Source organism: Pseudomonas sp. TKO26 (assembly GCF_003225665.1).
Lineage (GTDB): Bacteria > Pseudomonadota > Gammaproteobacteria > Pseudomonadales > Pseudomonadaceae > Aquipseudomonas > Aquipseudomonas saponiphila.
The window spans coordinates 1-14,303 of sequence record NZ_QKLN01000012.1 but is presented as its reverse complement, the minus strand read 5'-3'; the positions used below and the strand labels follow the sequence as shown (position 1 = coordinate 14,303).

The following is a 14,303-nucleotide window of genomic DNA, read 5'->3' as shown; positions in this document are numbered from 1 at the left end:
AAACAATGACCGTGCAGTTAAAAGATTCTTTTCCAGCCGATTAGCGGCAGACATTGTCCGACAATCTACAATTTAATTATTAAATATCCATGTAGAAAAATATGCCGATTGCTTCGCACTTCTTAGTCGGTTATTTCATGTTCCAACCAGTTAGTTCCAATGCTTCGCCCAATACTTGCGGGGTCAGCGCCGGCACCTGTACCCCGTCAGCACTGGTCATTGGCTCGGCTGCCAGCATGGCGTTGATGATGGCCTCCTCCACCGCCTCGGCCGCTGCGCTGAACAGCGGCGAGATGTGATCGTTGTTGAGCATCGCCAGCGGTGCAGTGAGCGCCAGGTCCTTGCGTCCATAATCCGCAGCGGGCAAGTCCCGGTTTCCCGTGGCAAAGGCCAGGAAGATATCGCCACTGGAATCTTCGGTGCCGCCACCGGTGCGGGCAATGCCGATGGAAGCACGCTGGGCCAAGCGCTGGCACTGATGGGGCAGCAGCGGCGCATCAGTGGCCAGGATCACCACGATCGAGCCCATGCCCGGGGTGCCGCGCTCGGCAAAAGGTGAGGCAATCCCTCCCAGATGCCGCCCCACCGGGTAGCCGTCCACCCGCAGTTCTTCACGCTTGCCGTGGTTGGCCTGGACCAGGGCGCCGACGGTGTAGCCGCCCTGCTCTGCCGTCAGCCGCCGCGACGCAGTGCCGATCCCGCCCTTGAACTCGTGGCAGATCATCCCGGTGCCGCCGCCTACCGCACCTTCGGCCACCGGCCCGGATTCGGCGCAGGCCATGGCCTCGCGCACCTGTTGCGGGCCCACGTGCTGACCCCAGATGTCGTTGAGCAGGCCGTCGTAGGTTTCCATCACCACCGGCATGCACCAGTACACGGCCGGGTCCGCCAGGGCTTCGCGCTCCAGGGCGATCAGGGTGTCGCGGACTACGCCGACGCTGTGGGTATTGGTAATGGCCAGCGGCGTGGTCAGGGTGCCCGCCTCGCGAATCCATTCCAGGCCCGTGGCGTCGCCATTGCCGTTGAGTACATGGCAACCGGCGAAACAGGGCTGTTGCCGTGCATGCCCGGCCCGGGGCTGGATCAGCGTGACCCCGGTGCGCACCTGTTTGCCACCCACGGTGGCTTTCAGGGTGCTGTGCCCTACCCGTACTCCGGGTACGTCGGTGATCGCATTGAACGGCCCCGGCACCCCCAACCCCAGCTTGATGCCCAACTCACGTGCTCGCATATCCACTCCTTACAATTTCTGGAACGCCGGGCTGTACCGGCCATTAGTGCCATAGAGAATTACCGACAGCGCCAGCAGGCCGATGATCACCATGAGGTCCCGCAGGGATGCCTCAAGCAACAGTGTGATCAGCAGGTACCCGGCACCGAGCACCGCCAGCAGCGCCGGCAGCGGCCACAGCGGCATGCGGTAGGGATGCTCGCGATTGCGCAGGCGCACCCGGCTGACCAATGCGCTGAGGGCGACGATCAGGTACACCAGCATGATCAACAGCACGCTGAAGGACGTGAGGTCCGCCAGATTCGAGCTAAAGCTGAGTACCGCCGAAGGTATTGCCAGGAACAGCGTAGCCAGCCATGGCGAGTCCCAGCGCGGGTGGATCCGTGTGAACAGGCGGTTGATGCCGGGCGTCCACAGGGCGTCCCGGCCGCTGCTGAACACCACGCGGCCGATCTGGATAACGATGGCGACGATGGCATTGAACACCGACAGGAAGATCCCGCCACTGACCACCCTGGCGAGGGTTTCATTGCCATGGCTGGTAAGCATGTAGCCGATGGGATCGGGGCTGGCCAGCATCGCGCTCAGGGACGGTGCGCCAATCAGCAAGGCGGTGAGCGGCACCAACTCGATGATCACCACCAGCACCAGGGACCAGAGCACCGCCTTGTGCACGCCGCGCCCCTTGCACTTCATGTCTTCGGCCAGCAGCACCGCCGGTCCGTAGCCGTTGTAGGAAAACAGGCCGATGCCCACCGCCCCGATCACCAGGGCCCAGGGCGCCATCTGCAGCACGCCATGGTCGACGATCTGCGGTTGCAGCAGGATGCCCAGCGGCTGCGAGGCGTTGCCAAAGCCCAGCCAGACGATGACCAGCAAGGCCGCCACTTCCAGCAGCAGGCAAGTGCCGGTAATCCAGGCATTGAGCTTGATATTGAGAATGCCCAGCAGATAACTGCAGACCACGATCACCAGGGCCACGCTCTGGGAATCGAAGTTCGTGCCCAGGGCGTTGTTCAGGTACGTGGCAGCACCTGTGGCCAGTACCGGCGGGATGAACAGCAGCATCACCAGTACCGTGAGGAAGGTGGCATAGCCGGCCATGCCACCAAATACCCGCTTGGCATACACGTATTCGCCCCCCGCGCTGTTATGGGCGCGGCCCAGCTCGGCGTAGCAGAAGGCAAACATCAGCGCCAGCAACCCGGCCAGGACGAACGCCAGGAACACCCCGCTGCCGGCCTGATGGATGGCAAAGGGCGCAATCACGAACACTGAACTGGCGGGCGTCACACCGGACACGGTGATGGCCACCACATCGAACACACTCAAGGTTGGTTTCAGCGCGCCGTCAGGCGCAGCGGGAGAGCTCATATCGTTATCCTCGTGTTTATTGTTGGTCTGAGGCAGAAACGAAATCCATCGGGCGGGCGCATTCTGGGACGCGCTTGGTGGCAGCTACTCTAGGCAGTTGCAGCGCCTCGCCCAATTCCCCTATTGGAGTACTCCCCTTGACGGCGACCGACAAATCGACGAAACCCTGCCACGACATTTTCGCCGAATCAGTGGAGCAAGGCCTTTGAGTAATCTGTTCAGGGAAGTCGGCCTGCATGCCGGCCTGGGTCGCACTATCACGCTGATCGGCAACCCACGTTTCTGGAAACAGCTGGTGTTGCTGCTGCACCAGGCCACGCCGTTCGACAACGCCCTGGCGATCTTCTACCCGCGAGAAGGCCCGCCCCAGGCACTGGAGGAATATGACGCCGAACCCAGCAGCAAGCCGGCCTCGATGCTCACCTACCTGAACGGCCTGTACCTGCTCGATCCGTTCTTCCAGGCCTGCCGCGAGGGCTATCCCAGCGGCCTGTATCGCCTGGAAGAAGTGGCCCCGGACCACTTTCGCCAGAGCGAGTACTTTCTCAGCTACTTCCACGACAACGTTCTGGAAGACGAAGTGCAGTTCATCCTGCAACTGCCCGATACCGGCACCCTGTCCCTGTCACTGGGCAGTCAGCGCGTGTTCAACCGCGAGGAAATCGGCCAGCTCACCACCTTTGCCGCCTGGGTGCTGCCGCTGATGCAGCAGCACTGGCAGCACAGCCAGCTGCGCCCTCAGGTGCCGGCCGCCGAAGAAATGGCCAGCCAGATTCGCGACGCCCTGAGTCATTTCGGCAGCGCCGTGCTGTCGGATCGCGAGCTGGAGATCGCCCGCCTGATCCTGCGCGGTTTTTCCTCCAAGGCCATGGCCGAGCGCCTGAAGATCTCGCCGGAGACCATCAAGGTCCACCGCCGCCACCTGTACGCCAAGCTGGACATCTCCAGCCAGCCGGAGCTGTTTTCGTTGTTCATCCAATCCCTGGGCCACGACCTGGAAAATCCCTGAAGCCCCTGCGGGGGTTGCGGTTGCCGGTGTTTTCGGGGGGCTGGAGTGATGCCTGCTCGCTTTGTTACCTGCCGTAGGAGCTGGCTTGCCAGCGAAGGCGTTCTCAAGGGCGTTGCAGCATTCAAGGGACTCTTCGCCGGCAAGCCGGCTCCTACAGGGCCGGCGAAGGCGTCGGGCGCAGGCGTCAGGCTCATGGACCTATGCGTTCAGGGAGCGGGCGCGGAAGTCGCGGGGCGATTGTTCGAAATGCTTCTTGAAGGTCCGGCTGAAATGCGCCGAATCCGTGAAGCCCCACTTGAAGGCAATGTCGGTGATCGACTCATTGCGCAGTTGCGGATTGCTCAGATCGGCGGCGCTGCGCTTGAGTCGCGAGCGCTGGATGAATCGGCACACGCTATCGCCCTGCTCTTCAAACAGTCGGTACAGCTGGCGCACCGAAATGTTCAACTGCGCCGCCAGGGATACCGGGGTCAGCCCCGGCTCGTTGAGAGATTGATTGATCAGCTGGCGGGCCTGATCACGCAGGCATTGGCCATGCAGGCCGTGGTCGAAGCCATCCAGGGTGCTGGCGGTCTGGCGCAAGGTCGGCCCGAGCAAGGCAATCAGGGCTTCCTGCAAGGCCTGCCCCTCCTGCTGCGCGGCGCACCCCTGCAGATCACCGGCGCAAATCTGCTCCACCAGCAAGCGCATCAAGCGACCACTGGCGCAGTTCTGTGACAGCTTGCCGAACTTGGGTTGCTGCTCCGGCAGATGCCGGTAGACCTCCTCCCGGCACAGATGGAACGAAGCATGTTCGATCAAACCGTGGGGCACGATCTCGCAGGCTCCGGCGGAATCCAGCAGGGCCATGTCGCCGGGCCCCAGCTCGACACTCTCGCCGCCCTGGCTCAGGCGGGCGTGACCACTGCGCTGGATGATCAGGAAACAATGACGGTCGTCCTCCTGGTCGACCTTGGTGCTCTGCCGGGAAATCAGCCCGGCGTTGGTGCGGATCTGCGCCACTTCCAGCCCGGCGTAATCCTGCAGCCCCACTTCACCGATGAACAGGGCGGGGTTGCGCGCCGGGCGGGCCTCGAATCGACCGCAGACACCCTGCAAGGCGCCTACCCAGGAACTGAAACTATGCGAAGCAAGCACTGTGCACCTCCATAAGCCGGTTTCAGACCGCCTTTGTTGTTATGGCGATATCATTAACATGTTATCTATTTGCCAGGCAAGGCGCCTGACAGCATGGATAGTCTGTTATGGCTTAAGCAGGGTGTATGCCAGTACTTGCGGTTATGTCGGTCAGAATTCTCGCAGAAGCTTGTACAACTCGGTGAAGCTGCCCAACAGCGCCTGCCGCTGTTCGGCGCTCAAGCGAATATAGCGTCGGAACCCGGGCAAACGGTTGACCACCTCGCTGGCGGCGAAATGCTCCAGGCGCACTTGCCACCCCTGGTCATCCCGCCACAGTTCCAGGCGCTTGAAGTCCAGCGGCAGCAAGCTCTCGAGCAACTTGCGGTCACTGCTCAGCCGTTGCAGCAAGGACGTCCACTGCCCAGCCTCGCCGGCCAGCAAACGGGCGGCGACACCCTGACGGCGAATCGCCCCGGTATGGCGCAGACTGATTCGCGCTTGCCCGGCTCCTGCGGCGGGTATTCGCAAACGCCACTCACAGACCACGATATGCATCAGGAACTGCGCCAGCGCCCGCTCATGCACGGTGAACTCCAGCCCGCTTTGCGGACAGCGAAAGGTCGCCCCGGCAGCGCCGCAAGGATTGCAGTCGAGCCCCGCCAGATCCCTGCGCAAATGCCCCAGGGTCACCCCGGGGCAATAGCCCGAAGGGGCCTGGTGCCACCAATCAAAGAGGTTTTGTCGCCAGCTTGAAAGACTCATCGGCCACAGGCTCCCGAGGACGGTTGTCGGTATCCGCGGCAAGGCCCAGGGCCTGCTCCAGCACTTCCTCCACCGGCACCGGCCGGAACGGATTGACCTTCTGCACCAGCAGGGTCCAGACCAGGGCATAGAGGGCGGTCAGGCCGAGCATGCTGCCGAAGGGCACATAGATGTCCCGCGGGTTCATCCCCGGTGGCGTGATGAACCACATGCCCAGCAGGATCCCCACTGAAGACAGGACCTGCGGCAGGGGAAACCAGGGCGATTTGTAGGCCCGGGGCAGATCCGGCCGGCGAATGCGCAGCACCACCACCGACAGGGTCACCAGCAGATAGGCAGTGCTCCAGGCACAGACCGCCGCCAGCACCAGGTGCATGATGCTGTCCGTGCTGCCGCCCAGCCACCAGGCGTGCAGGCAGGGAATCAGCACCGCCACGGCGATGCACAGCAACGGGGTCTTGAAGCGCGGGTGCAGATAGGTGAAGACCTTGGGCAAGGCACCATCCAGCGCCATGCCGTAGAGGATTCGCGGCAGCCCGGCCATCAGGGTGTTGATGGTGGCGGCGCCGGCAAACAGCAGGCCAATACCCAGCCAGATACGGCCGAACGGCCCCATGATCTGTTCGGCGAAATGCGGAATGGCCATGGGCGTGTCCAGCAGGTGCACGCTGCCGTCTTCGCTCAGGGCAATGTTCTCCACCTGGCGCTTCATGGCCGCGCCGTAGATGAACATGCACAGCGCCACCCCCACCAGCCCCAGGGCCATGGCGCGGGGAATGGTCCTGGCGGCCTTGCGTACATCCGGGGTCAGGGGCGTGACGAACTCGCAACCGACGAACATGAACATGGCCATGCCCACCAGGGACAGGATGGTCGGCAGGTCGGTCCCCACCATGGAGGCGCCGAACCAGCCGTCGAGCGCCACCGCCGGCGCCTTGATCACCCCCAGCAGGCCAAAGACCATGAGGGTGGTCCACATGCCGAAGGTCAGGATCACTTCAGCACGACTGAAAGCGGTGATCCCCACCGCGTTGAGCAGGCCGAAGAACAGCACCAGCCCCACGCCCACCAGCCAGGCGCTGCCACTCTGCTCCAGCAGGGTATTGAGGGATTCGAAGTTCACCAGGGCCATGATGCCGCTGAGAATGGTTTCCGCGGTGCCGGCGAACACATGCACGATCAGGTAGGCGGATAAGGTGCCGGTGATGGCGAAGAAACGCCCCAGCCCGCAGGCCAGGTAGTCATAGACCGAACCGTTGGTAGGCAGCAGGCAGGCCGCTTCGGCGAAGGTGGTGGATTGCGCCAGCATCATCAGCAAGGCGATCAGCATCGCCGCGGCAAACGCGCCGCCGCCGATCCCGAACCCAGTGGTGGCGGTGAGGATCACCGGGCTGGCCATGATCAGCCCCACGGCGCTGGCCAGTGCCGTGGGAAAACCGACTACCCCCTGATCCAGGTGGCGCTTGAGTCTGTCGTTGAGCGACATGATGGTAAACCTCGAAAGCATGGGTTGATGATTGTTGTTCTAGGCATTTCAAGGGCACGCCTGATGGCGCAGTGCTTGGCTGTCTGTCGCAGCTGTCGGCACAGGTTCGGCCTGATCCGCGGGAGCGGGCTTGGCAGCGAAGGCATCCTCGAGGGCAACGTAAAACTCGAGGGGCTGTTCGCCAGCGAGCCGGCTCCTGCAGCGGCGATGTCAATAGGCGATGCACACCGACTTGTTCTCGGTGTAGGCCTCGATGGCCGCATGGCCCATCTCGCGGCCGATGCCCGACTGCTTGTAGCCGCCGAAAGGCATCGACGGGTCCAGCATGTTGTGGGTGTTGACCCACACGGTGCCGGCCTTGATCTGCGGAATCAGTTGCATGACCCGCCCCAGGTCGTTGGACCAGATGCTCGCCCCCAGCCCGTACTGGTTGTCGTTGGCCAGCCCCACCACTTCATCCAGGGTGTCGAACGGCGTGGCCACCACCACCGGGCCGAAGATCTCCTCGCGCACCAGTTGCTGGTCGACACGCACATCCGCGACCACCGTGGGCCGGACATAGAAGCCCTGCTCGCCATGGGCGACACCGCCACACAGCAGCCGGGCCCCCTCTTCGACTCCGCGCCGGACCATCTGCAGCACGCGCTTCTGCTGCTTGGCGGAGATCAGCGGGTTGATCTGCGCCTGCTCGTCGAGCCCCGGCCCCATGCTCAGGGAGTCGGCGATGCCCACCAGCCGCTCCAGCACCTCGTGATAGATCCCGCGCTGGATGTACAAGCGTGACCCCGCGGTGCAGACCTGGCCCTGGTTGAAGAAGATCGCCGCGGCAGCACCGGCAGCGGCGGTCTGCGGATCGCAGTCGTCAAGGACGATCACCGGCGACTTGCCCCCCAGCTCCAGGGAGAAGCGCGTCATGTTGTCCACCGCGGCATGGCCAATCAGCTTGCCGACCTGGGTCGAGCCGGTGAACGCCAGCTTGTCGATACCCGGATGGGCGGCCAGCGCCGCACCGGCCTGGGCGCCACTGCCGGTCACCACATTGACCACCCCGGGCGCGATCCCCGCCTCCAGGCACAGCTGGCCCAGACGCAGCGCGGTCAGCGGGGTTTCGTCCGCAGGCTTGAGCACCACGGTGCAACCGCAGGCCAGGGCGGGAACGATTTTCCAGATGGCCATCAGCAGCGGAAAGTTCCACGGCACTATGGCACCGACCACCCCCACCGGTTCCGGCACCGTGTAGGCGCGGTACTGCGCCCCCGGCACCGCGGCGATGGAAACGTCCAGGCTCTTGCCTTCGATCTTGGTGGCCCAACCGGCCATGTAGCGGGTGAACTCCGCTGCCGCCCCCACCTCCAGAGCCCGGGCCAGGTGAATCGACTGACCGTTGTTGAGGGTTTCCAGCTGGGCCAGTTCCTCACCATGGCTCTCCAGCAGGTCCGCCAGCCTCAACAGCAGGCGTTCGCGATCCGCCGGGCGCAGCGCCTTCCAGCTGCCCTCGAAGGCCCGGCGCGCGGCGCCCACCGCCAGATCGATATCGGCCTGGTCGGCGGCGGCAACCTGGGTCAACTGCTCGCCGCTGGCAGGGTTGTACACCGGCATCCGCGCCCCGGAGAGCGCCGGCTGGCTGTGACCGTCAATCAGCAGACCGTGCTGACTGTCTATAAATGCAGCGACACGTGGGTCGATGGCAACGCTCATCTTCAATCCTCGCAGTTGGATCTGGTTCGACCTGGACTTTGAGCCCAAAGCCGCATGCCGTCTTGATCCTGGCTGCCGCAAAACTTGGCCCTGGCTGCCAGTCTCGCCGGCTGCACCGCCACTGGCAGCCTGGGTCAAATGCCCTGGCACACAGAGGCAAGCCGGCAGCCGGCAAATGACGCACTAATAGCCCCACGCTGTCCGTGCGATTTCAGGAGACTCAACGTGAGCGAAGCAAGCCGTTTCTGGCACCCCATGCTGCACCCCAACGAAATGAAGCAACGCGAGCCGATCCGCATCGTTCGCGGCGATGGCTGCTATGTCTATGACGACAAGGGCCACCAGCTGGTGGATGGCGTAGCCGGGCTGTGGAACGTCAACGTCGGCCACAACCGCCAGGAGGTGAAAGCCGCCATCACCGCGCAGCTCGATGAGCTGGAGTACTTCCAGCTGTTCGACGGGGTCAGCCACCCACGGGCCGAGGAACTGTCCCGAGTGGTGATGAACCTGCTGGAGCCCGAGGACATGACACGGGTGTCCTTCAGTTCCGGCGGCTCGGACGCCATCGAGAGCGCGCTGAAGCTGGCCCGCCAGTACTGGAAGCTCGAAGGCCAGGCCGATCGCACCAAGTTCATCTCCCTGCGCCAGGGCTATCACGGCACCCATTTCGGGGGGGCCTCGGTCAACGGCAACACCGTGTTCCGGCGCAACTACGAGCCGTTGCTGCCCGGTTGCTACCACATCGACACGCCCTGGCTGTACCGCAACCCCTACAGCCAGGATCCGGAGGAGCTGGGCAGGATCTGCGCCGACCTGCTGGAGCGGGAAATCCAGTTCCAGAGCCCGGACACCGTGGCGGCGTTCATTGCCGAGCCCATCCAGGGTGCGGGCGGCGTCATAGTGCCTCCGGCCAACTACTGGCCGTTGATCCGCGAAGTCTGCGACAAGTACGGAGTCCTGCTGATCGCCGATGAAGTGGTCACCGGTTTCGGTCGCAGCGGCTCGATGTTCGGCAGCCGCCTGTGGGGCGTCAAACCCGACATCATGTGCCTGGCCAAGGGCATCACCTCGGGCTACATCCCGCTGGGCGCCACCGTGGTCAACCGCCGGATCGAGGCAGCCTTCGAGAAGAACGCCAACTTCACCGGCGCGATCATGCACGGCTACACCTACTCCGGACACCCGGTGGCCTGCGCCGCCGCCCTCGCCTGCCTGGACATCGTGGTCAAGGAAGACTTGCCGGCCAATGCGGCCAAAATGGGCGACTACATGCTCGGCAAGTTGCGGCCCTTCGTTGATCGCTTCGAAAGCGTCGGCGAAGTGCGCGGTCAGGGTCTGATGCTGGCCCTGGACCTGGTGGCGGACAAGACCACCCGCGAGCCCATCGACCCCATGAGCGGCTACGCCAATCAGGTGGCGCAGATTGCCCGGGACAACGGCGTCATGGTGCGCCCGGTGGGCACCAAGATCATTCTCTCACCGCCTTTGGTGATCCAGCAGCAACAGGCGGATGCCATAGTCGAAGCCCTCGCCCAGGGGCTGAGCAAGGCCCACCGCTGATCGTTGCGACAGGCTGCGGTCGAGCGACCGCAGCCTGCGCTGCATCCCCGCTTGCCAGGCGCCTCGCTCCTGGTTTTCACTTGCCCTGACACGGACAGCGCCACCCGTCGCAGCCCCCAACCACCCGAGCCACTGCCCAACCGGCAGCCAGGAGCTATCCAATGATTGCGCCCACTTCCTTGCCCGGGGCCCATGAACTGGGGCAACGCTGCATCGCTGCCTTTACCCGGGTGATCCCCGCCACCCTCTGCGCTTTCTACCGCATCGATCCAAACCTGCAGGCCCGGGACTTCTCGCTGTACCGCATGCCCGAGCAGATGCACCAGGCCTACTTGCAACGCTACCGCCACTATGACCCGTTGCAGCCACGCAACTGCGCCGCCGCCGGGCGCCCGGTGCTGTCGCTGCACATGGGCATGGCCCAGCAGGGCCGTCACGCAACCGAGGTCTACCAGGGATTCCTGCAACGTCACGGGGTACTGGATGTGGTGGAGATTCTCGCCCGTGACGGTGAACGCCCCATCGCCGGCCTGTCGCTGTTGCGCGACAGCGTCATGGGGCATTTCAGCGTCGATGAGCTGGGCACCCTGCATGCCTTGCAGGGCCTGCTGGAGATCGCTGCCCTGGCCCCCTACTCCCAGGTCGACGAACGTCTGGCCGACCTCACTCCCAGAGAACGGGAGATCGCCTGGCTGTTGCGCGATGGTGCCGACAACAAAAGCATTGCCAGGCGCCTGGACCTGGGGCTGCCCACGGTCAAGACCCACCTGATCAACCTGTTTCGCAAGGTCGGGGTGGGCAATCGCACGGAACTGGTGAGCACGCTGTTCTTGTAACGGGCCACAGCCTCAACCATTCGGTTGATGGGCAGCGCCGAGGCCCTGGCAGAACATGGGGCTCTCCTTTCCTGGACAAGGACCTTGCCATGAATCAGCAACCTGAGTGGATCACCGTCGGCGCCCTGGCGGACGGTTTTGCAGACGACAATCACATCCTTGCGAAAGTGGATGATCTGTCCGGCCGCAGCCTGACCCTGTACTTCGACAACGGCTGGCAGATCGAACACCACTTCGCTGTCGACACCCTGCGCTGGAACAGCCTCGGCCAGCCCGCCAGTGACGACCTGCCCTATCGCGCGACCTCGATACGCCCCGGTATCTACCTGGTGGACTTTCTCAAGCAGGAGCAAGGCCAGTCCCACTCGGTAAGCCTGATCCTCGACCTGGAGCAGCAGTGCTTCACTGCCGTGATCGGCCAGATGCCGAGCCAGGCCGAATGCGCTGTCGACCTGTTCAGCCGGGCCCTGGCCGGCGGCGAGCTGACCTCGGTCAAGGCGCAGTTTCTCCACGGCGCAATCGATGCCTTGGCCGCGGCCGATACCGCGCGACATGCGCCCACCACCGAACTGATCGGCCTGCGCAACCAGTATGTCTACAGCGCCAGCGAGGCCTACGAGCACATTTATCTGAATACCAACTTCTACAGCTGGCAGTGCCTCAGAGGGGTCGAACAAGGCCTGGCGGACACCGACCGCTGTCACTACTACAAGATCGCCGAGCAGCTGTACCTGTTTGTCTGGCGCGAGAAGATCGTCCCGACCCTGGGCCTGGTGCTGATCGACCTCAAGGCCGGGCGTAGCGACGGCAAGATATTCGGCTACCAGGGTGCGGACTTCAGCCATGCCGCCAATTTCCCGGTGGGCGCTCTGGCCCAGGTACTCAACCGAACCCTGCACCCCTGATCCCGCACCGCTGCCGGCTTGTCCTAGCGCCAGCCTGCAGCGCTTTTCACAGGATACTTCCATGACTCTGGGCCTTGACCTGCAACGTGTCGCCAGCTGCTATCAGTCCGAACTGCAGCTGTTTGCCGAACAACACCCGCGCTGCGGCGCCTTCTACCAGGAAAACCTCCAGCATTGGCTGTACGGCGCGCCATTGCATTGGATGCAGCAATGGCCCGGCGCCTACCCGATCATGGTGGCCGATGCCCGGGGCGCCACCCTGACCGACTGCGACGGCCATGAATACGTGGACTTTGCCCTGGGCGACACCGGCGCCATGTTCGGTCATGCCCAGCCGGCCGTGGCCGCGGCCATCGCCGAACAGGCGCTGCATGGCTCGACCCTGATGCTGCCCACGGCCGACAGCCTGTGGGTCGGCAAGGAGCTGAGCCGGCGCTTTGGCCTGCCTTACTGGCAGGTCACCACCTCGGCCACCGACGCCAACCGCTTTGTTCTGCGCCTGTGCCGGATGATCACCGGGCGGCAGAAGGTCCTGGTGTTCAACTGCAACTACCACGGCAGCGTCGACGAATCCCAGGTGGAGTTCGACGCCCAGGGGCGGATGATTCCCCGCGACGGCGTGCACGCCAACGGCCTGCAGCACCAGGCCACCACCCGGCTGGTGGAGTTCAATGACCTGCCGGCCCTGGAAGCGGCCCTGGCCCATGGCGACGTGGCCGCAGTCCTTACCGAACCCTTCATGACCAACGTCGGCATGGTGCCACCGGCCGCGGGCTTTCATGATGGCCTGCGGGAATTGACCCGGCGCTTCGACGTGCCACTGATCATCGACGAAACCCATACCCTGTCCTGCGGACCGGGAGGCTATTGCGGCGAACAAGGGTTGGAGCCGGACTTCTTCGTCCTCGGCAAGTCCATCGCCGGGGGCATTCCCACGGCCGTGTGGGGCAGCAGCCGGGCCATGGCCGAGCGGATCTGGCAGGTGCTGCCGCATTTTCAGCCGGGCCAGGCCATCAACCACTTCGGCTTCGGCGGCACCCTGGCCGGCAACGCCCTGCAGATGGCCGCCATGCGCGCTACCTTCAGCGAAGTGATGACCGCGCAGAACTACGCGCGCATGTTCCAGCTGGCCGAACGCCTGCGGGCCGGGGTCGAAGCCATCATCGGCAAGCACCGCCTGCCCTGGCACGTGACCCGCATCGGCGCCCGGGTCGAGTACCTGTTCATGCAGCAGGCACCGCGCAACGGCGGCGAAGCCCATCACGCCCGCCACGGGCTGATCGAGGCCTATCTGCACCTGTACCTGCTCAATCGCGGGGTATTGCTGACGCCATTCCACAACATGGCCCTGCTCTGCCCGGACGCCAGCGAGGAACAGGTCGACCTGCACAACCGGCTGCTGGATCAATGCCTGAGCCAGGTCCTGCAAGGTGCTCTGTCATGAGCCTGGAGCAGCGCGGACGCATCGCCCTGGTCACCGGCTCCGGCCAGGGCATTGGCCGGGCCATCGCCCAGCTATTTGCCGCCCAGGGCGCCAAGGTCATGCTGGCGACCCGCAGCGCTGAAAACGGCAACGAAACCCTGCGCCTGATCCGCCAGGCCGGTGGAACCGCCGAGTTGCTGACGCTGGACCTGGCCAGCCGCGCAGCGGCCGAACAAGCCGTGGCGGCCACCCTGGAAAGCTTTGGCGGGCTGGACCTGCTGTTGCACAACGCCGGGGTCTTCCCGATGCAGAAACTGGCCGAGCTTGAGGAACAGACCCTGGAGCACACCCTGGCGGTGAATCTGAAAAGCTGCTTCTGGCTGACCCAAGCCGCCCTGCCGGCGTTGCGCCGGGCCCAACAGGCGCGGATTGTCGTGACTTCCTCGGTGACCGGCCCCCATACGGCGATTCCCGGGCTGGCCCATTACGCCGCGTCCAAGGCCGGGGTCAACGGTTTCATCCGCGCCGCGGCACTGGAACTGGCGGAATACGCCATCACCGTCAATGGTGTCGAACCAGGGCTGATTGCCACCCAGGCCACGGCCAACCTGGGGCATGGCTCGACGCTGTCCCGGGGCATCCCCCTGCAGCGCCTGGGCGCGCCGGAGGACATCGCCTGGGCCATGCTGTTCCTGGCGTCCCGGCACGCGAGCTACATCACCGGCCAGACCCTGGTGGTGGATGGCGGGGCCCTGCTGCCGGAAAACAGCCACTTGTAGCAACTGTGTTCCTCACGCGATTTGCGCCGAAGCCTGTAAGGCTTCGCGCATTCGCGCGTTCAAAATGGTGATGAGCTTGCGCATGGCTGCAACCAACGCCAATTTCTTCGGCTTACCTCGA

At 64.2% G+C, this 14,303-nt stretch carries 12 protein-coding genes; 6 read left to right on the top strand and 6 right to left on the bottom strand.

Annotated elements, in window-relative coordinates; genetic code table 11:
* Window positions 1-130: 130 nt before the first annotated feature.
* Window positions 131-1,231, bottom strand: coding sequence for a P1 family peptidase (locus DNK59_RS18065; protein ID WP_110725395.1), 1,101 nt, complete (start codon window positions 1,229-1,231; stop codon window positions 131-133).
* 9 nt (window positions 1,232-1,240) lie between these two features.
* Entirely contained in the window at window positions 1,241-2,605 is a 1,365-nt protein-coding gene (locus DNK59_RS18060; RefSeq protein WP_110725394.1) for an APC family permease, read from the bottom strand.
* 205 nt (window positions 2,606-2,810) lie between these two features.
* Here DNK59_RS18060 and DNK59_RS18055 point away from each other — a divergent pair, with 205 nt between their 5' ends.
* A complete protein-coding gene (locus DNK59_RS18055) occupies window positions 2,811-3,614 on the top strand; it encodes a helix-turn-helix transcriptional regulator (protein ID WP_110725393.1) in 804 nt (267 codons plus the stop codon).
* A 198-nt stretch (window positions 3,615-3,812) separates the two neighbouring features.
* On the opposite strand, the gene feaR is transcribed toward DNK59_RS18055, so the two are convergent.
* From feaR to DNK59_RS18035, 4 genes are all read right to left on the bottom strand, one after another.
* Window positions 3,813-4,751 carry a transcriptional regulator FeaR gene (feaR, locus tag DNK59_RS18050; RefSeq protein ID WP_110725392.1) on the bottom strand — a complete coding sequence of 313 codons (939 nt, stop codon included), beginning with the start codon at window positions 4,749-4,751 and terminating at the stop codon, window positions 3,813-3,815.
* Window positions 4,752-4,901: 150 nt separating this feature from the next.
* Window positions 4,902-5,495: a DUF3156 family protein gene (locus DNK59_RS18045; RefSeq protein WP_110725391.1), complete on the bottom strand. Its 594-nt coding sequence runs from the start codon at window positions 5,493-5,495 to the stop codon at window positions 4,902-4,904.
* A complete protein-coding gene (locus DNK59_RS18040; protein WP_110725390.1) occupies window positions 5,461-6,981 on the bottom strand; it encodes an APC family permease in 1,521 nt (506 codons plus the stop codon). The genes DNK59_RS18045 and DNK59_RS18040 overlap by 35 nt, the downstream gene beginning before the upstream one ends.
* 210 nt (window positions 6,982-7,191) lie before the next feature.
* The gene (locus DNK59_RS18035) at window positions 7,192-8,679 is read right to left on the bottom strand and encodes an aldehyde dehydrogenase (RefSeq protein WP_110725389.1); all 1,488 of its coding nucleotides are present in this window, start codon (window positions 8,677-8,679) and stop codon (window positions 7,192-7,194) included.
* A gap of 225 nt (window positions 8,680-8,904) precedes the next feature.
* On the opposite strand from DNK59_RS18035, the gene DNK59_RS18030 reads away from it, so the two are divergent.
* The 5 genes from DNK59_RS18030 (at window position 8,905) to DNK59_RS18010 (ending at window position 14,182) form a co-directional block, all read left to right on the top strand.
* Window positions 8,905-10,239: an aspartate aminotransferase family protein gene (locus tag DNK59_RS18030; RefSeq protein WP_110725388.1), complete on the top strand. Its 1,335-nt coding sequence runs from the start codon at window positions 8,905-8,907 to the stop codon at window positions 10,237-10,239.
* 161 nt (window positions 10,240-10,400) lie between these two features.
* On the top strand, window positions 10,401-11,075 hold the full coding sequence (locus tag DNK59_RS18025; RefSeq protein ID WP_110725387.1) for a helix-turn-helix transcriptional regulator: 675 nt from the start codon (window positions 10,401-10,403) through the stop codon (window positions 11,073-11,075).
* A gap of 89 nt (window positions 11,076-11,164) precedes the next feature.
* Window positions 11,165-11,980, top strand: coding sequence for a molybdenum cofactor biosynthesis F family protein (locus DNK59_RS18020; protein ID WP_110725386.1), 816 nt, complete (start codon window positions 11,165-11,167; stop codon window positions 11,978-11,980).
* A 61-nt stretch (window positions 11,981-12,041) separates the two neighbouring features.
* Window positions 12,042-13,424: an aspartate aminotransferase family protein gene (locus tag DNK59_RS18015; RefSeq protein ID WP_110725385.1), complete on the top strand. Its 1,383-nt coding sequence runs from the start codon at window positions 12,042-12,044 to the stop codon at window positions 13,422-13,424.
* Window positions 13,421-14,182 (top strand): SDR family oxidoreductase, encoded by a 762-nt coding sequence (locus tag DNK59_RS18010; protein ID WP_110725384.1) that lies wholly within the window; start codon window positions 13,421-13,423, stop codon window positions 14,180-14,182. The genes DNK59_RS18015 and DNK59_RS18010 overlap by 4 nt, the downstream gene beginning before the upstream one ends.
* Window positions 14,183-14,303: the final 121 nt, after the last annotated feature.